A 22,487-nucleotide genomic window follows, 5' to 3' on the forward strand; every position below is an offset into this window, starting at 1 on the left:
TTACAGATAAACCTTTGTAAGCATAGTGAAATCCTTAGTGATCATTGTGGTTAAATAATAAACTATTCAAGCAGCCTCTTACTTTCAGTTATAGATTAAAATAACCCTGAAATTATTCCATCGGACGAGATATCAATGTTTTCTGCAGCAGGCTTTTCCGGAAGGCCAGGCATACGCATAATGTTTCCGGTAATTGGAACAATAAATCCTGCTCCTGCAGCAATTTCAATCTCTCTTACGGTTACCACAAAGTTTTCCGGACGACCCAATAGTTTTGGATTATCCGAGAGAGACTTTTGTGTTTTCGCAATACAAACCGGGAGTTTATCTAGTTTCAGATCGTAGATTTTTTGGAGATCCGCTTTGGCTTGCGCTGTATAATCAATGGCTGCAGCACCATAAATTTTTGTGGCTATGGTTTCAATTTTCTTCTCAACCGGCCATTCCCACTCGTAAAGAGGCTTAAGATCTGATTGGCACGCCTCCGCCACTTCGCTGACTATGGCAGCTAATTCTTCAGCTCCCTCTCCTCCCAAAGCATGAACTTTTGCCACAGCTGCTTTAACCCCCAGGTCTTTGCATTTCTGTTGGATGGCATTGATTTCGGCATCGGTATCATCGGCAAAGTGGTTGATGGCAATCACAGGACAAACATTAAACTTACGCATGTTTTCAACATGCTTTTCGAGATTATCCAACCCTCTTTCAACTGCCGCAGCATCGGGATGATTAATTTCGGAGAGTGGAACCCCTCCGTGATACTTCAGTGCCCGAACCGTAGCCACCAAAACAGCCGCATCAGGCTGCAAACCGGCTGACACACATTTGATATCCAGAAATTTTTCTGCACCCAAGTCAAATCCAAAACCAGCCTCTGTCACAACATAATCCGAAAGAGTTAAGCCCATTTTTGTGGCAAGTACCGAGTTGGTTCCCTGTGCAATGTTTGCAAAAGGTCCGCCGTGGATGATGGCGGGGTTTCCTTCCAGTGTTTGCACCAGATTGGGTTTAATGGCATCCTTTAACAAGGCAGCCATGGCGCCTTGTGCATTCAAATCACGGGCATAAACCGGTTTTTTGTTTAATGTAAACCCTATAAAAATGCGCCCTATACGCTCCTTTAAATCTTCAAAATTCTCTGCAAGGCACAAAATAGCCATAATCTCAGAGGCCGCGGTGATATCAAATCCGGTTTCGCGAGGAACACCGGAGGTTGTTCCTCCCAATCCCACAATGATGTGACGTAATGCCCGGTCATTCATATCCATTACCCGCTTCCAGTGCACTGTTCGGGGATCGATACCCAACGACCCGTTTTTGTTTTGAATGTTATTATCAATAAGTGCTGCCAATAAATTATTAGCCTTTTCGATGGCAGCAAAATCACCGGTAAAGTGAAGATTAATATCCTCCATGGGAACCACCTGCGCATGACCTCCGCCGGTAGCTCCTCCTTTTATGCCAAAAACCGGCCCAAGGCTTGGCTCACGTAGAACAACCGTGGTCTGCTTTCCTATCCGGTTTAAACCTTCGCTCAAGCCAATGGAGATGGTGGTTTTTCCTTCTCCGGCAGGTGTTGGTGAAATAGCTGAAACCAATATCAGTTTTTTCCCTTTCATCCTCTCTTTATCAATAATTGATAAAGGAAGTTTGGCCTTAAAATGGCCATATGGCTCCAGTAAATCTTTTCTAATGCCTAATCTTTCAGCAATTTCACTAACAGGTTTGAGGGTTACTTCTCTGGCTATTTCAATGTCTGATTTCATCTGTTTATAATTTGTTTTTTTAGGCTCCCGAGTATTCGGGAGAACGAGTCCCGAGGATTTGGGACTCGTTTCACAAGCATTCAATTTATGTATCCTTTGTGGTAAATATACAGAAAATTAAATAAACCCAGACAGGTTTATTTTCTACCCCATACCAATTCAGCTTTTCGTCCAAGAATGAATAAGGAAAGAGCCAGAATAAAGAAAAACAAAGCCGGTGGAAAGGGGTGCCATAAAAAAAGGAAGTATTGGGTATACAGATTCACCACAAGGGTAAGACTTCCCATCCACACCCACTCTTTTTCCATTTTTTTCTTTCCGTAAATCAATGCAATGACTGCTAAAGCAGCCATCAGCACCCCACCGGGAAGCAGGTCAACAGCTGAGGCGTTATCCCATACTTCAAATGATGCATAATTCCCAAAAAGGGCGAACAGCCACAATGAAATCCAGAAAACAGTCACCCAAAATTGGAATGTAATTTTAATAAACCGCTTCACAACTGACGGTTGGGGTAAAACCCTGCATCCCAATAAGAACATCGCCGAAAACAAAAGCCACCGAAATGGCAGATTCATCCCCAAAAAAGTACTGTTCCAATCACCTAAACGAGCTGTTTCCAATGTCATCCACAAAGTGAGCCCAATTAATCCGATGATCCAGATGATCTGGGAACGGAAAAATGCAGCCAAAATAAGGGTGTATAATGTTGTTAATAAAACTGAGAACACTTTAAAGAACCCCTCCAACGCGAAAACCTCAATTGCATAGTAAACAGCTCCTGAAAAGGAGATGATTGAAAGAAGCAGTAACGCTTCGACTGAAATAACGGTTAACTGTTTACGCTTATAAATGATATTGGCCAACCAAACAAAAAAAATAGTGAGAACATTAAGCAATCCCATGAAAAAGAGAGAAGAGAGGGAAAAAAAACGGGTAATGATTTCAAGCACCCATTTATCGACAACCAGGTGCAAAAAAGCTATTACCATAAACAAAACGGACAGTCCCATTAAATTTCGGGCTATCCGCTTCCAATTCAGTGATTTTATTTCAACATCGGCACGTAGTTCATCGGCTTTCTCTTCCGAAAGCAATTCTTTCTGAACCCATAACCTAAGTAGTTTTTCTACCAATATGTTTTGCTTCCGGGATATTTTCACAAGCCTCGGATTTACAAACTCCAGTATTCAAGTTTTTTAATAACGTTGCGGAATACCCCTTTAACATCCACAAAAAGTGCCTTTTCGTCCATAAATGAATTAAACCAAACTTCATTCAGACTTATATATTCAGCATGGTTTACAGCCACTATAACTGCTTGGTATTTACCTGTTGGCTTATCTACCAATCCGTAACCGTATTCTTCCATCAATTCTTCAGATGAAGCATGGGGATCAATCACTTCAACATTAACACTAAAGGATTTGAGCTCGTTTACCAAATCTGCAACTTTTGAGTTCCTGATGTCACTCACATTTTCCTTAAATGTAGCTCCCATAATCAGAACCCGTGCGCCATTGATTGGATGCCCGTTTGATATCAGCCGCTTTACCGTTTGCTTGGCAATGTATGGCGCCATGTTATCGTTAATCACCCGGCCTCCAGTTATTATTTTTGAATGGATGCCTAACTCACTGGCTTTATAGGTGAGATAATAGGGGTCGACTCCAATACAATGACCTCCTACCAAACCGGGGAAAAACTTTAGAAAATTCCACTTGGTTCCTGCCGCTTCAAGCACCTCGTAGGTGTTTATGTTTAGTTTATTGAATATTAAGGAGAGCTCATTCATCAACGCGATGTTTACATCGCGTTGAGTGTTTTCAATAATTTTGGCTGCTTCTGCCACCTTTATGGAGCTGGCCTTGTGTATTCCTGCTTTTATTATTGATTCATAAACAGCTGATATCACTTCAAGTGCTTCATCATCGCTACCGGATACAATTTTCAGAATTTTGGTAAGTGTATGCTCCTTGTCGCCGGGGTTTATCCTTTCAGGTGAATATCCTACTTTGAAATCCTCATTGAATTTCAAACCCGATTCCTGCTCCAGAATAGGCACACAATCTTCTTCGGTACAGCCGGGATAAACAGTGGATTCGAACACCACGTAATCACCCTTTTTAAGAATTTTACCAACGGCGTGACTGGCACTCAACAGCGGGTTCAGGTCGGGAAGGTTGTGGCGATTAATGGGAGTAGGAACGGCCACAACATGGAAGGTAGCGTCCTTTAAATCTTCGGGATTGCTGGTGAAGTGGATATCACATCCGTCAAAATCCTTTGATTCCAGCTCATTGCTTGGGTCGATGTTTTTGCGCATCTTTTCAATGCGGTCGTTTTTTATATCGAATCCCACGACTTTCATTTTTCTGGCAAACTCAAGCGCGATAGGCAGACCCACATAACCCAATCCGATGACCGAAAGTTTAGTCTCTTTATTTAATAACTTTTGAAGCATAATAGTTTACTATCAGAAATAAAAATAATCTCTTAATTAAAACGAATGGTAAAATAACGGATTTGATCAGACAAATGCGTAATTATTACACAAAATTCTTTCATGAGTTGATAAACGGCTTGATTTATTACAGGGCTGATAATACATGCTTTGATACAACTCTATACTATTGCGTATTATCCCTCAATCTGATTTGGATAATCAAGGTTATAATGTAGGCCTCTGCTTTCTCGCCGCTGTTGTGCCATTTTAATAATAAGGTATCCTACCTGAATGGTATTTCTTAATTCACAAAGTTCTTCTGATACAATGGATCGTTGATACAGACTTTCTGTCTCATGGTAGAGAATTTCAAGCCGGTCGAGGGCACGTTTTAGTCGCAGGTTGGAACGCACAATTCCAACGTAATAGCTCATTATCTGTTCCAGTTCTTTCTGACTTTGGGTAATCAGCACCATTTCCTCTGGTATTGAAGTGCCTTCATCGTTCCACTCAGGAACCACATCCTGAAATTTATACCCCTTAATTCGGGATATGGCATCCTTTGCAGCAACATCGGCATACACCACTGCTTCGAGAAGAGAGTTGGATGCTAACCGGTTTGCTCCGTGCAAACCGGTGGAGCTGCACTCACCCACTGCATATAGCCTTCCAATACTTGAGCGAGCATAAGAGTCCACTTTTATTCCTCCACAAGCATAATGAGCCGCCGGAACTACAGGGATCATATCTTTGGTGATATCAATTCCCAATGATAAACACTTCTTATAAATATTTGGAAAATGTTGCTTGATTTCATCAGCACCCTTGTGCGTTACATCAAGAAAGACATATTCATCACCAGAAATTTTCATTTCGTTATCGATGGCACGAGCAACAATATCACGGGGTGCAAGGCTTTCTCGCTCATCGTATTTATGCATGAACTTTTGACCGTCCCTCCTTTTTAAAATGCCTCCAAAACCACGCATGGCCTCAGTTATCAGAAAGGAAGGGCGCTCTTTTGGGTTATATAATGAAGTTGGGTGAAACTGAATAAACTCCATGTTTTCAACTCGTCCTTTTGCCCTGTAAACCATTGCAATCCCATCTCCTGTGGCAAATTTCGGGTTTGTTGTGGTTTGGTAAACCGCTCCTACTCCACCGGTAGCCATGAGGGTTACTTTTGCAAGGATGGTTTCAACACAGTTACGTTTTCGGTTAAGTACATAAGCTCCATAGCATTCAATGTCATCTCTCCATTTATTTACCACCTCTCCGAGGTGATGCTGGGTGATGATTTCAACAGCAAAATGGTCTTCCAGTAAATCTATGTTTGGATTGGTTTTTACAGCCTTAGACAGGGCTCTTTGAATTTCATATCCAGTATTATCCTTATGATGTAAGATGCGATATTCAGAATGTCCTCCCTCCTTATGCAAATCGAACTTTCCATCAAGAGTTTTGTCAAATCGTGTACCCCACTCCATGAGTTGATTTATCTGCTCGGGTGCTTCTGTAACAACCTTCCTAACCACATCTGGATTACACACCCCGGCACCAGCAATTAAGGTGTCTTTTACATGTTTTTCAAAATCATCAGGCTGATAAGTTACGGATGAAATCCCACCTTGGGCATATACTGTTGTTGTATCTTCCAGTTTGTGTTTGGTAATAATGCAAACTTTTCCATGCTCAGCTACTTTAAGTGCAAAACTCAAGCCGGCAATTCCTGATCCAATTATCAGAAAATCATACTTCTTCCTATGCGATATATCTTTTGATCTCATGTAAATCCTATTTGCGAGGGTAAAGTTATGAAAAAATACCACTAAAAGCTTTTATAATCATTCTTGAGATATGATATATTGACTATTCTCAATAACGCACCCAAGATCAAATTTCGTTCTTCTATATTGGCCAAACACTTTAATTATGGCAAAAATAAAAAGAATGAGCTATTGTTAACTATCGTCGAATTCATAGTAGTGCAAGAAAAAAATCAGGCGACAAACCCCCTCTATTATATTGAAGAGAGGAGGTATTGCTTTATGCTAACAGCTTTTGAAAACCACTTTGTTTTCTTGTTTAAAATTTGTAGAATTGAATTATAAAACTTATAAATATGAATAACAACAATGACGAGAAGTTCATGCGTATGGCCATTGAATTGGCCAATGATAATATTAAGCATGGTGGGGGACCATTTGGGGCAATAATTGTAAAAGATGGGGAAGTTGTTGGAAAGGGATCTAATCAAGTAACAAACCATAATGATCCTACTGCTCATGCTGAAGTGCTGGCCATCCGAGAAGCTTGTAAGAATCTTAAATCCTATAATTTATCGGATTGCATACTATATACTTCATGCGAGCCTTGCCCTATGTGTTTGGGAGCCATTTACTGGGCTCGTATTCCCAAAATATTCTTCGGAAATACGAGAAAAGATGCAGCAGATATAGGGTTTGATGATGATTTTATCTATAGAGAAATTGGTGTTTCTATGGATCAGAGAAGCATTCTGATGGAACCGCTTTTAAATAGTGAGGCCATCTCAACATTCAAGACGTGGCAAGCAATGCCTAATAAAACCGAATATTAATGTACAAAGCTGGCGAAGTTGTTCATTCTTCTTTCTTCCTTGCCGATGCACTTGATGTAGCACCACATCTTCTAAAAATGCAACTGGTAAGACAATTCAACAACGAACAAATAATTAAATTACAAATAACCGAAGTTGAAATATACCGAGGCGAAGAAGACCTTGGTTGCCATGCAAGCAAGGGACGAACTCCCAGAACAGAAGTGATGTACCTTCCAGGCGGTTGCATTTACGTTTATCTCATTTATGGCATGTATTGGCTGCTTAACATCACTACCGGTCCGGAAAATCATCCACAAGCCATTCTGATTAGAGGAACCAAAGAAATTCAAGGACCCGGAAGAATTGGCAGAGCCCTTGAACTGGACAAATCATTTTATGGCGAAGAAATCAACTCTTCAGACCGTCTGTGGCTGGAATGGTGCCCGCTTTATAATTCGGGTAAATATCAAACCCTACCGCGAGTAGGAATACACTATGCCGGGGAATATTGGGCAAATATTCCCTGGCGGTTAAAGTCGTTCTAATCTTTAATTCTCTATCCAGGTTTTGATGCAGATTATCCCAATCAACAGAGATTAAACCTCCAATGAAATAAGTTTTGCATCAACACCATTTAGCAGATTTAGTTTACGGGCAATTTCTTCATGCTTGGCTAAATCATCTCCAATGAGTTCCAGAAAAATAAGCCCGCTATCAGAACAATTCTCCAAAACCCCATCATGAATTCCGAGACGTGTCTTGATATAACATCCCCATCCGGTAAGAATTTTTTGCACTTTTTCTGCTGTTTCCTGACGATGGCTCACCAAAATCAACAAAACTTCACGTTTCATGTGCCTATTATTTGTTTTTTAAGTTACTCCCGAATCCTCGCAAGAACTCGTACAGAGGATTCGGGACTCGTTTAAGCTTGAGTAATTTGAACGCTTTTATACTTAAGTCCCTGTTTCAAATTTGATCCCACTCTTTATGGCCGCATACCGGACATACCGGCAAAGCTTCAGAATCATTGGTGATGGTTACCACTTTACCACATTTCGTACATTTATAATCTCCAGTTCCTGGCTTTTCTCCTGTTGTAGGCATAATCGTTTTGTTTTAGGTAAATATTTAAGTTTACTAAATATAAGATATTTATTCAGCAAAATAAACACCCAAAAACAAAAATGACAACTATCGAAATTCGAAACGCAAATATGTAATTGTTAGTATTTTATTGAAAAGATGGCGGACTTATATGTCAAAAAATGAGTTCTCCATCTATTTCCTCCTTATTTATCAGTCTGTCCATCATCTCAAATACTCTTTTTGAGTCCCATTTTGCAGCTCCAGTTTTGTAAAGTACAATTCGTCCACCCGGTGTAATGATAAAGGTGGTGGGTAACACAGATGATTCAAGGGTCTCCGGGGCTGGACCTCCAGGGTAATAAAGCGGAAGATTGTATCCCCGTCTCTCCATGAATGAATTCACAACCGCGAGATCCTCATTGCTTATAAAAACGAAATTAATATCATCTTTATAAGCATCATAAAGATTTTGGATGGAGGGCATTTCTGCAATACAAGGTGGGCACCATGTTGCCCAATAGTTGAGAAAAACGGGTTTGTCTCGTTTCCTTGCCAATGTGGTAACTTCTCCGCTGTAACTGATCAATCTGAATGCCCAATCATCTTCAGACATGAAGATTGTTTTGGAAGATTCTCTTGGCGACAATAATGTTTGTCGTACAATGAATGCTGACAATGATTTTCTGGTAGTAGGAATCAGCATCATAACAATCAGAACAAGAAAAAGGAAATCAAGAGTGATGCTCCACCAACGTTTTCTTCTTCTGTAATTGTTCCACTTCTGCTTAATTATACCCATAAAAGTTTAATTATACTTTCTTTACAAACCATTTATGTAGGGTTTTGGTTCGGTAGGTCTTTTTATTGTCACAAACAATGGTTGCTCCAATTCTGTTAAACCCATTTAGTTCCGGTATTTTTTTATAGAATTGATCAACACTAATGGTCAGTGAATGTGAGGTCCCCGGCATCAGCGTAAGTGGGAACAAAGAGTTCTTAATTTTGAATTTTCTTGCACTAAACCATCTTTTAAATACCAGTTCCGGTTCGCGAAAAGTTCTGCTGTCCCTGGTTCTATTTGAAATAACCAACGTAATGAGTAATCGCTCTTCATTCTTTTGATACATTAGGGAAGCCGTATATGAAACCCATTGAGGCAATAGTTTAGCCAACCAGCCCTTACGGTAGAGATAATATCCTGTAAGAGCCAGCGCGGTAAGCCAAAATAATAAACTCATGAAAGACCGGTTTCTGTTGCTCTGTTCAACTGCACGCCGGTTTAGTCGGTCTTCTCTAAAAATGAGACCATCATCGGATGGTTCTGTTTGAATTTGTGGCTCTTCCTGTATCACTGTTCTTTGACTGGCAGGCGGAAGCATGATTCTTCCGCATAGGTTCATAAACAGCAGAAAAGCCAGTATTGATATGATAAATGTTCGATTTCTAATCCAAAAGTCAGTAAGTCTGTCCATTATACTTTATTGCGGAAACGGCATCAATCCATTAAAGTTAATATAAAATTCTCCACCTGTCTCAGGCTTCCCCATCTGTTCTTCGGTTTCTCCGTTGGCGTTGGCAACACCCACGCTTGCAAAACGACATATGGCTTTGTGCCTCAACGCATGTAGCGTTACTTTTGAGGCCACATCGGGAGTTAGGATTCCCATTTCTGGATAAGCTGCCGTACGAACCACGACAAAGTACATCTCTTCTTTTTTGCGTGCTAGAATTTGTGGGTTTACATCCAGTTCTTTGCGCACATTTAACACTTCAAAGCCATTGTCGATGAGGTTTTTATATACCACCTTGATGCCAAAGAAGTGTAAATCTTCATATGTCATTATTTTTCCCATTATGGGTGCAAATTAAGTAAAAATTAACTGAGAATCATATTTTCTCTTTTTAACCCTAAATAAATATCGACATTGAAGTTCTTATTCTCAATAAATACGAATTATTTTGACGACTGATAAAATGTAAGGGTTTCAAAGGTTTGAAACACCAACATTTTCTATGTCGGGGTTAACCTGTTTTAACCATTTATACAAATAGTAAATATAAAATTATCAATAAAACAGGTTAACTTTGCGGTCATGTGGATAATTGTTTTAAGTATTATTGCAGCAGTGGTTTTAACACTCATTGCCACAAAGTTATGGGGCAACGGTTCACCCGATGAAACAAGTGAGGATTCCGAGTCATTACCTGATGCGGACTGTTGTGGTGCGCATGAAGTTTGTGATAAGGAAACGCTTCTTTCATCATCCGACGAGATTGTCTATTACCAGGATGAAGAGTTGGATGCTTATACGAATCGTTTACCCGATTCTTATAACAACGATGAAATTGAGGCTTTCCGTGAGGTCTTGTACACCATGAATGATGGTGAAGTTGCAGGCTGGCTGCGCAGTCTGCAACTGAGAAATATTCAACCACCCATTGCCATTCGCGATGAGGCCTTAATGATTGTGGCCGACATAAGAGATATTATCCGAAAAAGCAGGGTTTGATCACTGGCTCTTACGGATGTACCAACGTACCTATTTTCTCTCCTGAAAGGACTTTTTTCAGATTGCCCTTTACGTCCATGTTGAATACCATCACCGGCAGTTTGTTTTCCATACACATGGCCGTTGCTGTTAAGTCCATTATTTTTAATCCCCGGTTATAAACTTCGTCAAAACTGATGGTGTCAAACTTAACAGCGTTGGGATCTTTTTCGGGATCGGCGGTATAAACACCGTCTACACGAGTACCTTTTAAGAAAACATCAGCCTCTATTTCAATACCTCTCAGCGATGAACCGGTATCTGTGGTAAAATATGGATTGCCAGTTCCTCCTGCAAGTATTACGACCTCACCATTTTCAATGGCTTCAATGGCTTTGGGTTTGGTGTAGAATTCTCCCACCGGCTCCATCCGAATGGCAGTAAGAACACGTGCCTTTGTCCCTTTGGCATTCAGAGCTGAAGCCAATGCCAGTGCGTTAATTACGGTGGCCAGCATCCCCATTTGGTCGCCTTTGTAACGATCAAATCCTTTAGATGCACCGCTCAGTCCTCTAAAAATGTTTCCGCCACCAATGACAATTCCCATTTCAATTCCCATTTGATGAATTTCGGTTATCTGTTCAGCATAATCGTTCAGCCGGTTGGCGTCAATACCGTATCCTTGCTCTCCCATGAGGGACTCGCCACTAAGTTTTAGAAGTATTCTTTTAAATTGCATGGTTTATTTTTCTTCGTGTTTTATAAATTATTCTGAATGCAACAAAGGCTAATGTTTTTTTGCGGAACTATTCGGAATTAATCAATGATTATCAAAAATAGATTTTTTTGTTGAGGATGGGGGTTTATTACAAGATTTTTTCTTCGCTTTATGATTTAAATTATGTCTTTTCTCTTTAGTGGAAAACCATTATGCATCTATTAACTTTTTCTCAAGTCAAAGGGTTCTTATTTTCTTTACTTGATTTATAAAAGCAAAAATATTATATTGTTTTAGAAAGCACTGTTCTGTCAGTGTCAAGCTTGTTTACAAATAAATTCATCATTTAGTTTAAGGTAAGGTGATTAGAGATGAAAAACATACCGAGCTTTTCTTCAATTCTATTTTTGAAGAGTCAACCGAGGGCATCGTGATTACGGATGAAACTGGTGCAGTTGTTTTATGGAACAAGCAACAGGAGAAGAACACTGGGATTTCGAGGGTTGAGGTGAAGGATAGGAAAATCTGGGATGTATTTGGAGAACTTAATATCTCCGACTATTCTACTTTAAAAAACAATAAAAAAGAATTTGGGGCAATATTAAAAACAGGCATCATCACTGAGCAAGAAATTGCTGAAGTAACCCTGATACAGGGAGAAAAGCCACTCATTTTCCAACAAAAACTGTCGGTTATAAATACCTCCAATGGGTTTTGCTTAAAGATTGTATGGATAAACATCAGTCAACTGCAAATATTAAAGCAAGAAGTATCCCGTACTAAAGGTTATTGGGAGGAGCTTTTTAATGCCATTGGCCATCCAACCATGCTGTTGAATTATGATCAAAAAGTAATCAGAGCTAATAAAGCACTCCTAAAGATTGTCGGAAAAACTGAAGCCGAGTTGGTGGGCAGGTCTTGTTATGAATTCTTTCATTCTGGTTGCGCTCCTCAGGGTTGTCCATTTCAAAAAGCATGTAGTAATAGCGGATATGCTGCCTCAGATATGATTATTGAAGCTTTTAACGGAGTATATATCGTAGCGTGCGGCTCAGTTAAAGATCCAACGGACAAATCAAAAAACATATTGCATATAGCTACAGATATTACAAGCCATATAAAGATAGAGGGTGAGTTAAAGGCCGCAAAAAACATGTTTCGTTCCATGATTGACATGGCGCCCTTCGGGGCACACTTATACGAATTAAAGCACAATAACCGTTTGGTTTTTATAGGCGCGAATCAATCTGCCAATAGAATTTTAGGTGTTGACAACAATCAATTCCTTGGGAAAACCATTGAGGAGGCATTCCCAAATCTAAAAAAAACAGAGATTCCTGATTTGTATCGGAGAGTGGCCATAAGCGGAGAATCGTTTAATCATGAACAGCTGATTTACTCTGATGACAAGGGTATATCTGGAGCTTTTGAGCTTTGGGCATTTCAAACTTCCCCGGAAAAAATGGCGGTTCTTTTTCATGACATAACTGAAAAAAAGAAGATAGAAGAAAGGTTGCTTTCAAGAGAAAGACGATTCAACGAACTCATAAGAAATTCCTCTGACATCATTGTTGTTCTCAATGAGGAAGGCAAACAGGTTTTTGTGAGCGATGTAGTAGAAAGAATTCTTGGTTATTCATCTGAGGAACTTATCGGAATTCAGGTGATAGACGAAATGCTTCACCCTGACGACATAGAAGAGGCAAAAGAGGGTTTTCAAAGAACAATAAAAGAGGGCTGTGGAGTTGTCAGGTACCGGCATAAACATAAAAATGGCGAATGGATCGATTTAGAATCCTGGGGATCTAATCAGCTGCAAAATCCTGACATCAATGGTGTAGTTTTTAACGTTAGAGATGTTACAGAGAGGAAACGAATTGAACTTCAATTATTAGCTGCCAAAGAAAAAGCTGAAGAGAGTGACCGTTTAAAAACGGCTTTCATTCAGAATATGAGTCATGAAATACGCACACCGATGAACGCCATCATGGGCTTTTCCACGCTTCTTGTTGACTACTTCGATGATAAGGAAAGTCTGACTCATTTCACTGACATCATAAACCGAAGTTGTGTTGATTTGCTCACATTGATTAACTCCTTGCTTGATATATCCAAGATAGAATCGGGACAATTGACCGTAAACAAAGAATCATTTAGTGTAAATGATCTTTACGAGGAACTAAATGTTTTCTTTTCAGAATATAGGAAACGAATTGACAAACAAGACATAAAACTAAAGTTGAATGTGTGTGAAAATTTGATAAGCCAACAAGTTTTCACCGACAGAATAAAAGTGCGTCAAATCCTTATCAATCTAATCAGCAACGGCTTAAAAAACACCTACAAAGGATTTGTTGAATGCGGATGCAAAATTGAGGACAAGAAAACGCTCACCTTTTATGTCAAAGATACCGGAATAGGGATTCCACCGGATAAACATGAGTTCATATTTGAACGATTTAGTCAATTGCCAATGAAAAAGGTTAATGATGTTGGTGCTACCGGATTGGGATTGTCCATAGTAAAGGGACTCGTGAATATCATGAATGGGAAAATCTGGCTTAAGTCAAAGCCAGAATGCGGCACTACTTTTTACGTAACATTACCGGTCAATTAGTAAAGCTATAATGCCAAAAGTGTTTCCAATGCTGAAAGCATTATTTAATCCAACCTAAAACAATACTTCGGACAGAGATTATCTCTACCAACACACTGAAAGCCTAATTTAATTCAGCCCAAGGCAACGCCTTGGCCTGATGCTTAATTCCTTGTTTTTATAGTTTAGAATGGGATGTTAATTTCTGGCCCATACGGTTGCCCATGTCAGATCTTCTGAAAATAGAAACGCTATTATAAACTAGAGGCAATTGCCTATACTTCAAGTAAATAGGGCTTTCGCACCTACGGAGTGCCGCAACACTTCTTGTAAATACTCCATCCACATCTGTCATCTGCGATGGCGATTTTAACGGAAATCTATTTGAGTAAGCAATGTAATGTTTAATACTTAGCCGCTATGGAGCGCTACTATTGACAAGACCTTATTTAAACTCATTCAAAATTACCCCCCCCCGTATTGACATTTATAATTTTTTATGTTTATTTTGCCTGGCAAATAAAAATATTTTAATCTCAACTCAAATCATTTTTAATGTTTAAACTTGAATTTAATCATATAGCCTTATGAGTACAAAAGTTTCATCTGTTATCAACAAAACTCAAATAGTGATAAACATAATTATTGTTTTTACATTAATTAATTACTTTTTAAAGGTAATCCCATATCAAGATGTGTTCATTGGTGCTGCAATAATATTGGGCTCAGTGAATTTTTTCCTCATTGCTGTTTTTGCCAGGAAAAAGGAAAAAAAATAAAAGGCATCCCAGTTTAAAGTATCATCGAAATACAAACCAGTTTTTTTAAGACGGAATTAAAACAATATGGTCAAAAAGAAATCAAACTCTTCAGTAGTCTTCTTTGCTATAAATGCCTTTCTAGCGACAATTGGGCTAATATTTTATTTTCTATTACAGCCTGAGGGGGTTTTGCAATATCTTCTTCCTGCTTATTTCTTTAGTTTGTTTGGAGCATACTTTAGTATGTTTATTCTTCATCCGAAAATCAGCAAAGAAGGAGGTGGTTTGAAAGTATTTAATTATCTGATTTTATTTGTTACAGTGATAATGGTGTTAGTATTGTTGTTTTTTGTTTAGTTTTTCACTTAGTACTACTTTGACAGATTAGAATTGTCCTTTGAATTGTTCAGGATAATGACCATACTTTTAAAAAGTAAGGTTTGTATAGCCCCAACGGGGCGACATCATCAACATAGGGCATAGCCCTATGAAAACATATATAAATCGAATTTAGCTCTGAAAGGGCGTAAGCAAATATTGCTTGATACAAATAATTAGGTAGAACATAATCAAAACATCTCTTTTCAAGATAAGTGTTTAGATTAATAAGAATGTCTGGGATTAGAATTGCTGTCGCCCTTTCAGGGCTTTGGTTTTGTTGTATCCTCATCCCGGGGCTGTACCCCGGGTTATCGATTAAACCCTTTCAGGGTTAGTTTAGCGTTTTTGGGCGAAAACATCATAGCCCCAATGAATAATATCTAATGTGTTATAATCTGTCAAAGTAGAATTAGAAAACTTTTATTTTATATCATTTAATTATGGAAACAAGTAAATTGAATTTGGAAGAGATGACGAGTGTTGAAGGTGGGTGGTATGCTAGCTTCGCTTGTAGTGCGGCTTTTGGAACTTATGGAGCTTTGACAGGTTATGGAGTAGCATTAACTTTTGGAGGGCCTGTAGGACTTGATTTTGCTGTTGTATATGGTTTAGGAACGAGTTATGCTTGTGCTCGTCTTACAGGAGGAAGAGAGTAATACACATTTGTTCTGCCTGTTGCTTATGTTGCTGCATGTAGAATATTTTAAAGTGCAAATGTTGATTTTAAAAAACATTAATATGAAGGAAAAGAGAGGTTCATTCAATGATCGTGTTCTTTTAATCGTACAAAATATTTTAGCTGTACTGCTGCTGCTAGTCGCTTTATTAACAGCAGACAACCTTTTGAGCTTTTCTATTATTTTTCTGGGGGTAACAATTGGAACCAATATCGCATATTTTTCGAAGAATAGATATCGGCTTATCTTAGATAAAAAAGTAAAAAATTTCTTTTTTGCAAATACTTTTTTATTAGCATTAATAATGATGTTCATTTATTTGAAAATGAACACTATTTGGATTATAGCATTATTGATGACACTAATTATCAGTATTGCTTTCTCTTTTGTGGTAATTTTAAACAGGAAAAAATGAAAACAAAAATTATTTTACTCGTCTTCGCAATGTTTTTAGGCTTAAGTGCCACCTCACAAACCAGCAATGAATTAAATCCGGAAATCAAGAGGTTTCTTGAAGTTAACGGATCGTCGGCAGCTTATGATATGATGTTTGATCAGTTATCTATGCAATTAAAGCAAATGGCAGCCAGTGCACCGGATTCTGTTTGGGAGGACATAAAGCTAAATATTTTTGAGCCTAAGTTAAAAGACTTAAATCAACTTACAGGAGCAATGTATCTAAAGCACTTTACGGTTGAGGAGATTAAAGAGATGATTGCTTTTTATGAGAGTCCTGTAGGAAAGAAACTGGCAGGATTAACCACCCAAATAACCATGGAGTCAATGGGTGTATCACAACAGTGGGCAATGGAAGTATTTCAAAAAATGCAACAACACTTAACTGACGCCGGATATATCACGTCCAGTCCGTTTGTGCAGTATTCATATCTTCTCATTACATATTGGACGTAAATCAATTGATTTGACTGCATTGTTTTTCATGGTTTCAGCAGTTAGGTCAGTTGTTTATTTCTGATTAGTATAAGGGATTTTTTTAGTAACTGAAAATGGTTAATACCATTATCAGTAACACAATTTCTTGAAAAGCCTACATGGTCGTTTTTTTTTGATAGTTGATGCTCGCTTTGAAATTCTCTGAGCCATGCTTGCCTCTATGCCACTACATTCTTTGATTCCTTACAATTTGTAAAATCTGTAATATTCTGATAAGTAGTGGTTGTAATTTCTTCCAGCGCTTCGTGGGTGAAAAATGCCTGATGTGAAGTTATCAATACGTTGGGGAAGGATATTAAACGCATAATCACCTCATCTTCGATGATGTTTTCTGAATGGTCGTGGAAAAAGAGATTCTCTTCCTGCTCATACACATCAATGCCAAAATAGCCGAGTTTGTGTTTCTTTAGAGCCTTTATGGCTGCTTTGGTATCAACCAAAGCGCCCCTGCTGGTGTTGATAAGCATTACACCATCTTTCATGATTTTAAAGGCGTCTTTATTAATCATGTGCCTGGTGTTATCGTTGAGCGGACAATGCAGTGAAATGATGTCAGAATTTTTGAACAGGTTTTCTATTGAAGAGTAAACAACCCCTTTTTTTTCCAGCTCCGAGTCAGGGTGAATATCGTAGGCCATCACGTTTGCCCCGAAACCTAAGCATATATTGCAAAAAGCTTTTCCGATTTTACCGGTTCCAATTACCCCGATGGTTTTCCGGTGGACATTAAACCCGGTAAGGCGCTCTAATGAGAAGTTTCCTTCGCGCACGCGGTTGTAAGCTTTGTGTGTTTTTCGGTTTAATGTAAGTATTAACGCCATGGCATGCTCGGCTACGGCGTTGGGCGAATATGCCGGTACTCTTACCACTTTAATCCCATAATCTTGTGCTGCGTCAAGGTCAACGTTGTTAAAACCGGCGCACCGAAGAGCTATCAGTCTGGTACCATGTTCCTTTAAATATTTCAGAACTGTACTGTTGATCTGGTCATTCACAAAAACGCAGACAACGTCGAAACCTTTCGCCAGCTCTGTGGTATCTTCGTTAAGAGCAGACTTGAAATAGCGAATTTCGATTCCGGCTTGGGGTTTAAAGCGTTCAAAGTATTCTTTGTCGTAACTTTTTGAGCTGAACAAGGCAATTTTTATCATAATATCAATGAATTTGTTGCACAATCATTTTAAATGGGATGCTGTAGAATTAAACTTACCACTATTTGTTTGAAAAGTAAAGCAGGGAGAAAGATAATTGATGTTTGCCTATTCTTGAATGAGGGGAAGATATACTCATCAAATATGTAACATTACGCACCTACGGAGTGTTATGACTCCGGATTGTTGACTGTTCTATCAACATCTGCCATCTATGATGGCGCTTTTACCAGAGGTCAGTTGGAGTGCAAATGCAATATTTATTGCTGTGCCCTCGTAGAGGGCGAATATTGATAGCAATGAATTATGCTATTAACCTGAGTTCGATTCTAAAAAAGCGTTAGTTGATTAGTTTTTACAACCTCATATTTTAGTGCTGGCTTTTTGGGAAAGAAAGAATAAGCAATGAGTGCAGAAATCATATTAGTCAGGAAGTTTGCAAAAGATCTATGCCTTGAGTGTTCTATAGAGCACATGTTTTTCAATTCGTCATTAATTGTCTCAATTACAGAGCGTTTTCTGAGCAGTATTTTGTCTTTCATTTCCATTAGTACATTTTTCATATTGTTTCTGATTTGAGTTATTAAATGTAATCCATCAACAAAGAGTATTTCGGTTAACGTTTTTGAGACATATCCTTTGTCTGCATATAGTTTTCCTCTAAGTTTTTCAATAAACCTTTTATCTTTTAGGGGTTCTCTATCATCAATATTTCCAGGGGTAATAACAAAATTCAAAATTTCACCCTTGTCGTTGACAACCAGATGTAATTTAAAACCAAAAAAATAACCCATTGTGGATTTTCCTCTTTGTGCTACTCCATCAAAGACTTTGTGACGTGGAATTCGCTTATTTTTACAGACTCTGATGGGTGTTGAATCAATGAACGAGATCCCTGTACATGAGCCTAAACAACAAGTCTTTAAAAACAAAGTCATTGGCAAGACAGCTGCTTGCATGAGTTCTACAAATCTATTGTAAGATACTGTATTTGGAAATTCCCTTGTAAGATGCTCTTTCACATAATGTTCATAGAAGTGTTTCATATTTTTGAATGCTCCATAATGAAATAAAATCATAATGGTTATAACTTCGCTCTGGCTCATTTTAGGCTTTTTTTTAGGACTATTTCCTAAAGTTTACATTGAGGTAGAAGCAGTAAATTCAATGCAAAATTCATCAACAAGAACGAAAATTTCCGTAATTTTATCTTTATCTAAACGCATGGGTTTTGCTGTTATTTAATTGTTTATCAGACTGTTAATATAGCAAAACCCATCGTTTTTCCCAAATTCTACGCTAAAAATGTTTTACCTAAAATGCTTTAAATCTGATTATTAAAAATCGAACTCAGGTTATTAGAATGTGCACCTCGTAGAGGTGCAATGTGCTTTTGTATTCCTCTTGCATGTCTTATGAGGGATAACAATGATTGTAGCAGATTTCAACCACACAGCATGCCAGAAAATCAATTAACAAAAAAGGCAACCATTTCCGGTTGCCTTTTTATTGATGAAATATCAAAAATCTTAGTTATTCAAAGAGTAACGTTTGAACTCTGTAACCGTAAGATCTTTGTTTGTTTGTTGCAGGTACTCACGGATGCTGATTTTTCCGTCTTTAACAAATACCTGATCAAGCAAAGTGCTCTCTTTAAAGAATTTGGCCAAACGTCCCTGTGCAATCTTGTCAACCATATTTTCAGGTTTTCCTTCCTGACGGGTCTGTTCTTTGGCAATTTCCAATTCTTTCTCAACAATTTCCTGGGGAACTGAGTCTCTGTCAACCGAAACAGGATTCATAGCTGCTACCTGCATAGCAACATCTTTTCCAATTTGGGTGTCAATGCCAGCCTGGTTAAGTCCAACCAAGGTAGCAAGTTTGTTTCCAGGGTGAATGTAAGCAACCACCGTGTCGGCGTTAACCACATCAAAATATGGTAAATCCAACTTTTCGCCAATTACACCAATTTGCTCGGTAATAACGTCTTTAACTGCAATTCCATTAAGTTGCAATTCCTTTACCTCTTCAAGAGTTTTGGCATCGCTGGCAATTGCCAGGTCAAGAATAGAATCGGCCAAAGCAATGAAGCTTTCATTCTTGGCAACAAAATCAGTTTCGCAGTTAAGAACTACGATGGCACCTTTTTTATTGTCGGCAGTAACTTTTGCAAGCACTACACCTTCGGTAGCATCGCGGTCTGCTCTTTTGTTTGCAACAGCCTGACCTTTTTTACGGATCAGATCCACTGCTTTATCGAAATCGCCGTCGGCTTCAGCAAGAGCTTTCTTGCAGTCCATCATACCGGCACCGGTCATTTTTCTAAGTTTGCTTACGTCTGCAGCAGTAATAGCCATTTTTGTCTGTTTTAAAGATTAATTTAAATTACTCTTTGTTTTCGGCGGTTGCATCTGTTGCTTCGTTACTATCTGTTGCTTCAACAGGTTCTGCATCCTCTTTGCGGGCTTTTACCCGTGCACGGCCTTCACCTTTTTTGGCTCCTTTAGCTGCATTTTTTTCTTTTGCAGCAGCGGCATCATTGTCCTTGTCAACTTTTCTCTCGGCCAAACCATCTTTAATGGCGTCGGTCATTGCACCTACAACAAGTTCAATGGATTTTGAAGCATCGTCGTTAGCCGGGATCAGATAGTCCACGTTGCGAGGATCTGAGTTGGTGTCCACCATTGCAAAAACGGGGATATTCAATCTTACAGCCTCTTTCACAGCAATGTGCTCTTTCATAACATCCACCACGAACATGGCGGCTGGAAGGCGGTTCAAATCGGCAATACTACCAAGGGTTTTTTCCATTTTGGCTCTTTGACGTCCAATCTGGAGTTTTTCTCTTTTAGAAAGACTGGTCCAACTTGGCTCATTCATCATGCGGTCGATGGAAGTCATCTTTTTTACCGCTTTACGAATGGTTGGGAAGTTGGTAAGCATACCACCCGGCCAGCGCTCAACAACGTAAGGCATGTTCACTGACCCTACTTTATCGGCAATAATTTCTTTGGCCTGTTTTTTAGTGGCGACAAATAATATTTTCCGTCCTGATTTAGCAATTTGTTTCAGAGCTGCAGCTGCTTCGTCAATTTTTACGGCAGTTTTATGCAGGTCTATGATGTGAATCCCGTTGCGCTCCATAAAGATGTAAGGCGCCATTGCGGGGTTCCATTTTCTTTTTAGGTGACCGAAGTGTACTCCGGCATCCAGTAACTGTTGAAATTCTAATTTTGGCATTTTAATTTTTTTAAGTCGTTTACATTCTGTTTCAGGCAACCAATAAGTAGTTCTCCTTGAGAAATCTTTCCGGTTTAGATACTAAACGCACCTGAGGTATATTAACGCTTGCTGAACTGGAATCTCTTCCGTGCTTTCGGACGTCCGGGCTTCTTCCTTTCAACCACACGTGGGTCGCGTGTAAGAAATCCTTTCGCTTTTAAAGCGGGTTTGCTTTCTGCATTAATTTTAACAAGTGCACGAGAGATTGCCAGTCGCAATGCTTCTGCCTGTCCTTTTACACCACCACCATCAAGGTTTACTTTGATGTCGAATTCACCGGCAACTCCAAGAAGTTCCAACGGTTGTTTTACAACATACTGTAAAGTAGCAGCGGGAAAGTAATTATCAAGCTCTCTTTTGTTGATGGTAATTTGTCCTTTACCCTCACTAAGATAGATACGCGCGATGGCTCTCTTTCTTCTTCCAATAGCATTTATTACTTCCATAACAATTATTTAACGGTGTTGATATCAATGACTCTTGGTTTTTGAGCTTCTTGTTTGTGCTCAGAGCCGGTATAAACAAACAGGTTTCTAAAGAGTTGACGTCCAAGGCTGTTCTTTGGCAACATCCCTTTAACGGTTCTTTCAACCAGTCTTTCAGGGCTTTTTGCAAAAAGCATAGCCGGAGTTACTTCTCTTTGTCCACCGGGATAACCGCTATGGTAGAAGAACACTCTGTTTTCCCATTTATTGCCGGTAAGCTTTACTTTGTCGGCATTAATAATGATTACATTGTCACCACAATCCATGTGGGGAGTGTAATTTGGCTTGTGCTTCCCTCTTAGAAGCTGAGCCACTTTTGAACCTAACCGGCCAAGCACCTGATCGGTAGCATCCACCACCAGCCATTCTTTCTGAATGGTTGCCGGAGTGACTGATTTGGTTTTGTAACTTAATGTATCCACAGTCTTTCTTTAATTTGATAATTAGACCTACAATTTAATTAAAACAATTTGCCGGTGTACCTTTTCAGAAACAGACGAAAACACCCCAACAGACGGGCATGACCATTGGGATGGTGAACAATTATCTGTATTCCAAATTGATTACACCACTCTACACGGATAATAATCAGGCCGCAAAAGTAACGTATTTTTTTATAACTGCCAATGCTTTAGCGTAGAAAGTTGTTGTGAATTTTTAAAAATTCACTACTATGCCATTGGGAATAATTTGAATGTTCGGGTGATGGGTAAACAGGTATCCACTTATAAAACCAATTGCACCTCCAACCATTGAGTCCACTCCGAAAAGTGATTTTATTTATAATGTATTATATATCAAATAATTAGTTGCGTATTTCAATCATTTTGTGTATCTTAGTTGCATCATAAAAAGAGCCATAAATGTTTAAAAAATCATCAGAATCAGGTCAGCTAAATATATTTACGTCGTCCAAATCTTTGTTTTCTGGCAATTCGCTTAAGATGTACGAAGATAAACAGGCATGGCATAATCAGTTCCGTAAACAGATCACCATGCGAATTGATGAAAATATCTTCCGACCTTTATATTGCAAGGATAACGGCACCCCTAATGCTCCTATACGCATACTGGTTGCAATGATGGTGCTTAAAGAGGCAGAAGGCTTAAG

The 22,487-nt window shown here is 38.9% G+C and carries 23 protein-coding genes and 2 pseudogenes; 9 read left to right on the top strand and 16 right to left on the bottom strand.

The annotated features are described in order from the left end of the window. Nucleotides 1-95: 95 nt before the first annotated feature. From B5X70_RS14915 to nadB, 4 genes are all read right to left on the bottom strand, one after another. Nucleotides 96-1,766, bottom strand: coding sequence for a formate--tetrahydrofolate ligase (locus tag B5X70_RS14915; protein ID WP_079558706.1), 1,671 nt, complete (start codon nt 1,764-1,766; stop codon nt 96-98). A 137-nt stretch (nt 1,767-1,903) separates the two neighbouring features. Beyond that, complete coding sequence (locus B5X70_RS14920; RefSeq protein ID WP_079558707.1) at nt 1,904-2,929, bottom strand: hypothetical protein; 1,026 nt, start codon at nt 2,927-2,929, stop codon at nt 1,904-1,906. A gap of 11 nt (nt 2,930-2,940) precedes the next feature. Further along, nucleotides 2,941-4,230, bottom strand: coding sequence for a nucleotide sugar dehydrogenase (locus tag B5X70_RS14925; RefSeq protein ID WP_079558708.1), 1,290 nt, complete (start codon nt 4,228-4,230; stop codon nt 2,941-2,943). Nucleotides 4,231-4,406: 176 nt separating this feature from the next. Continuing rightward, nucleotides 4,407-5,999 carry an L-aspartate oxidase gene (gene nadB, locus B5X70_RS14930; RefSeq protein ID WP_079558709.1) on the bottom strand — a complete coding sequence of 531 codons (1,593 nt, stop codon included), beginning with the start codon at nt 5,997-5,999 and terminating at the stop codon, nt 4,407-4,409. 335 nt (nt 6,000-6,334) lie between these two features. Here nadB and B5X70_RS14935 point away from each other — a divergent pair, with 335 nt between their 5' ends. After that, complete coding sequence (locus B5X70_RS14935; protein WP_079558710.1) at nt 6,335-6,811, top strand: nucleoside deaminase; 477 nt, start codon at nt 6,335-6,337, stop codon at nt 6,809-6,811. Further along, nucleotides 6,811-7,338 carry a DNA-3-methyladenine glycosylase gene (locus tag B5X70_RS14940; RefSeq protein ID WP_079558711.1) on the top strand — a complete coding sequence of 176 codons (528 nt, stop codon included), beginning with the start codon at nt 6,811-6,813 and terminating at the stop codon, nt 7,336-7,338. The genes B5X70_RS14935 and B5X70_RS14940 overlap by 1 nt, the downstream gene beginning before the upstream one ends. 51 nt (nt 7,339-7,389) lie before the next feature. Here the strand turns inward: B5X70_RS14940 and B5X70_RS14945 are convergent, their stop codons facing one another. From B5X70_RS14945 to B5X70_RS14965, 5 genes are all read right to left on the bottom strand, one after another. Next, nucleotides 7,390-7,647 (bottom strand): CPF_0552 family protein, encoded by a 258-nt coding sequence (locus tag B5X70_RS14945; protein WP_079558712.1) that lies wholly within the window; start codon nt 7,645-7,647, stop codon nt 7,390-7,392. Between the two features lie 115 nt (nt 7,648-7,762). Beyond that, the gene (locus B5X70_RS14950) at nt 7,763-7,900 is read right to left on the bottom strand and encodes a zinc ribbon-containing protein (protein WP_079558713.1); all 138 of its coding nucleotides are present in this window, start codon (nt 7,898-7,900) and stop codon (nt 7,763-7,765) included. A gap of 154 nt (nt 7,901-8,054) precedes the next feature. After that, on the bottom strand, nt 8,055-8,681 hold the full coding sequence (locus B5X70_RS14955) for a TlpA family protein disulfide reductase (protein WP_088328615.1): 627 nt from the start codon (nt 8,679-8,681) through the stop codon (nt 8,055-8,057). Between the two features lie 10 nt (nt 8,682-8,691). Then, nucleotides 8,692-9,354 carry a hypothetical protein gene (locus B5X70_RS14960; protein ID WP_079558714.1) on the bottom strand — a complete coding sequence of 221 codons (663 nt, stop codon included), beginning with the start codon at nt 9,352-9,354 and terminating at the stop codon, nt 8,692-8,694. Between the two features lie 6 nt (nt 9,355-9,360). Further along, the gene (locus tag B5X70_RS14965; protein WP_232468437.1) at nt 9,361-9,735 is read right to left on the bottom strand and encodes a hypothetical protein; all 375 of its coding nucleotides are present in this window, start codon (nt 9,733-9,735) and stop codon (nt 9,361-9,363) included. 240 nt (nt 9,736-9,975) lie between these two features. On the opposite strand from B5X70_RS14965, the gene B5X70_RS14970 reads away from it, so the two are divergent. Beyond that, complete coding sequence (locus B5X70_RS14970; RefSeq protein WP_079558716.1) at nt 9,976-10,392, top strand: hypothetical protein; 417 nt, start codon at nt 9,976-9,978, stop codon at nt 10,390-10,392. A gap of 10 nt (nt 10,393-10,402) precedes the next feature. Here B5X70_RS14970 and pyrH read toward each other — a convergent pair whose 3' ends face one another. Beyond that, nucleotides 10,403-11,110 (bottom strand): UMP kinase, encoded by a 708-nt coding sequence (pyrH, locus tag B5X70_RS14975; protein WP_079558717.1) that lies wholly within the window; start codon nt 11,108-11,110, stop codon nt 10,403-10,405. 340 nt (nt 11,111-11,450) lie between these two features. Here pyrH and B5X70_RS14980 point away from each other — a divergent pair, with 340 nt between their 5' ends. The 5 genes from B5X70_RS14980 (at nt 11,451) to B5X70_RS15010 (ending at nt 16,416) form a co-directional block, all read left to right on the top strand. Continuing rightward, nucleotides 11,451-13,706 (top strand): PAS domain-containing sensor histidine kinase, encoded by a 2,256-nt coding sequence (locus tag B5X70_RS14980; RefSeq protein WP_079558718.1) that lies wholly within the window; start codon nt 11,451-11,453, stop codon nt 13,704-13,706. A gap of 566 nt (nt 13,707-14,272) precedes the next feature. After that, entirely contained in the window at nt 14,273-14,464 is a 192-nt protein-coding gene (locus tag B5X70_RS14985) for a hypothetical protein (protein ID WP_079558719.1), read from the top strand. An 803-nt stretch (nt 14,465-15,267) separates the two neighbouring features. Next, nucleotides 15,268-15,483, top strand: a complete 216-nt coding sequence (locus B5X70_RS15000; RefSeq protein WP_079558722.1) for a hypothetical protein — start codon at nt 15,268-15,270, stop codon at nt 15,481-15,483. An 82-nt stretch (nt 15,484-15,565) separates the two neighbouring features. After that, entirely contained in the window at nt 15,566-15,919 is a 354-nt protein-coding gene (locus B5X70_RS15005) for a hypothetical protein (protein ID WP_079558723.1), read from the top strand. Next, a complete protein-coding gene (locus tag B5X70_RS15010; RefSeq protein WP_079558724.1) occupies nt 15,916-16,416 on the top strand; it encodes a DUF2059 domain-containing protein in 501 nt (166 codons plus the stop codon). The genes B5X70_RS15005 and B5X70_RS15010 overlap by 4 nt, the downstream gene beginning before the upstream one ends. A 200-nt stretch (nt 16,417-16,616) precedes the next feature. Here the strand turns inward: B5X70_RS15010 and B5X70_RS15015 are convergent, their stop codons facing one another. The 6 genes and pseudogenes from B5X70_RS15015 to rplM form a co-directional block, all read right to left on the bottom strand. Continuing rightward, complete coding sequence (locus B5X70_RS15015; protein WP_232468438.1) at nt 16,617-17,609, bottom strand: 2-hydroxyacid dehydrogenase; 993 nt, start codon at nt 17,607-17,609, stop codon at nt 16,617-16,619. Between the two features lie 329 nt (nt 17,610-17,938). After that, a pseudogene (locus B5X70_RS15020) lies at nt 17,939-18,835 on the bottom strand (IS982 family transposase). 303 nt (nt 18,836-19,138) lie between these two features. Then, nucleotides 19,139-19,966, bottom strand: a complete 828-nt coding sequence (gene tsf / locus B5X70_RS15025) for a translation elongation factor Ts (RefSeq protein ID WP_079558725.1) — start codon at nt 19,964-19,966, stop codon at nt 19,139-19,141. A gap of 28 nt (nt 19,967-19,994) precedes the next feature. After that, the gene (rpsB, locus tag B5X70_RS15030; RefSeq protein WP_079558726.1) at nt 19,995-20,849 is read right to left on the bottom strand and encodes a 30S ribosomal protein S2; all 855 of its coding nucleotides are present in this window, start codon (nt 20,847-20,849) and stop codon (nt 19,995-19,997) included. 101 nt (nt 20,850-20,950) lie between these two features. Continuing rightward, nucleotides 20,951-21,337 carry a 30S ribosomal protein S9 gene (rpsI, locus tag B5X70_RS15035; protein WP_079558727.1) on the bottom strand — a complete coding sequence of 129 codons (387 nt, stop codon included), beginning with the start codon at nt 21,335-21,337 and terminating at the stop codon, nt 20,951-20,953. Between the two features lie 5 nt (nt 21,338-21,342). Further along, complete coding sequence (gene rplM, locus B5X70_RS15040) at nt 21,343-21,798, bottom strand: 50S ribosomal protein L13 (RefSeq protein ID WP_079558728.1); 456 nt, start codon at nt 21,796-21,798, stop codon at nt 21,343-21,345. Nucleotides 21,799-22,239: 441 nt separating this feature from the next. Here rplM and B5X70_RS15045 point away from each other — a divergent pair. Continuing rightward, nucleotides 22,240-22,487: pseudogene (locus B5X70_RS15045) on the top strand (hypothetical protein); the annotation flags it as partial.

Source organism: Alkalitalea saponilacus (assembly GCF_900168165.1).
Classification (GTDB): Bacteria; Bacteroidota; Bacteroidia; order Bacteroidales; family Marinilabiliaceae; genus Natronoflexus; species Natronoflexus saponilacus.

Bases quoted from the DNA above. Each gene is read 5' to 3' on its own strand.
- tsf (WP_079558725.1), bottom strand. From the start codon at position 19,966: ATGGCTATTACTGCTGCAGACGTAAGCAAACTTAGAAAAATGACCGGT.
- rpsB (WP_079558726.1), bottom strand. From the start codon at position 20,849: ATGCCAAAATTAGAATTTCAACAGTTACTGGATGCCGGAGTACACTTC.
- B5X70_RS14935 (WP_079558710.1), top strand. From the start codon at position 6,335: ATGAATAACAACAATGACGAGAAGTTCATGCGTATGGCCATTGAATTG.
- B5X70_RS14985 (WP_079558719.1), top strand. From the start codon at position 14,273: ATGAGTACAAAAGTTTCATCTGTTATCAACAAAACTCAAATAGTGATA.
- rpsI (WP_079558727.1), bottom strand. From the start codon at position 21,337: ATGGAAGTAATAAATGCTATTGGAAGAAGAAAGAGAGCCATCGCGCGT.
- B5X70_RS14915 (WP_079558706.1), bottom strand. From the start codon at position 1,766: ATGAAATCAGACATTGAAATAGCCAGAGAAGTAACCCTCAAACCTGTT.
- B5X70_RS15015 (WP_232468438.1), bottom strand. From the start codon at position 17,609: ATGATAAAAATTGCCTTGTTCAGCTCAAAAAGTTACGACAAAGAATAC.
- B5X70_RS15000 (WP_079558722.1), top strand. From the start codon at position 15,268: ATGGAAACAAGTAAATTGAATTTGGAAGAGATGACGAGTGTTGAAGGT.
- B5X70_RS15010 (WP_079558724.1), top strand. From the start codon at position 15,916: ATGAAAACAAAAATTATTTTACTCGTCTTCGCAATGTTTTTAGGCTTA.
- B5X70_RS15005 (WP_079558723.1), top strand. From the start codon at position 15,566: ATGAAGGAAAAGAGAGGTTCATTCAATGATCGTGTTCTTTTAATCGTA.
- B5X70_RS14945 (WP_079558712.1), bottom strand. From the start codon at position 7,647: ATGAAACGTGAAGTTTTGTTGATTTTGGTGAGCCATCGTCAGGAAACA.
- pyrH (WP_079558717.1), bottom strand. From the start codon at position 11,110: ATGCAATTTAAAAGAATACTTCTAAAACTTAGTGGCGAGTCCCTCATG.
- B5X70_RS14955 (WP_088328615.1), bottom strand. From the start codon at position 8,681: ATGGGTATAATTAAGCAGAAGTGGAACAATTACAGAAGAAGAAAACGT.
- B5X70_RS14960 (WP_079558714.1), bottom strand. From the start codon at position 9,354: ATGGACAGACTTACTGACTTTTGGATTAGAAATCGAACATTTATCATA.
- B5X70_RS14965 (WP_232468437.1), bottom strand. From the start codon at position 9,735: ATGGGAAAAATAATGACATATGAAGATTTACACTTCTTTGGCATCAAG.
- B5X70_RS14925 (WP_079558708.1), bottom strand. From the start codon at position 4,230: ATGCTTCAAAAGTTATTAAATAAAGAGACTAAACTTTCGGTCATCGGA.
- B5X70_RS14950 (WP_079558713.1), bottom strand. From the start codon at position 7,900: ATGCCTACAACAGGAGAAAAGCCAGGAACTGGAGATTATAAATGTACG.
- B5X70_RS14970 (WP_079558716.1), top strand. From the start codon at position 9,976: ATGTGGATAATTGTTTTAAGTATTATTGCAGCAGTGGTTTTAACACTC.
- B5X70_RS14940 (WP_079558711.1), top strand. From the start codon at position 6,811: ATGTACAAAGCTGGCGAAGTTGTTCATTCTTCTTTCTTCCTTGCCGAT.
- nadB (WP_079558709.1), bottom strand. From the start codon at position 5,999: ATGAGATCAAAAGATATATCGCATAGGAAGAAGTATGATTTTCTGATA.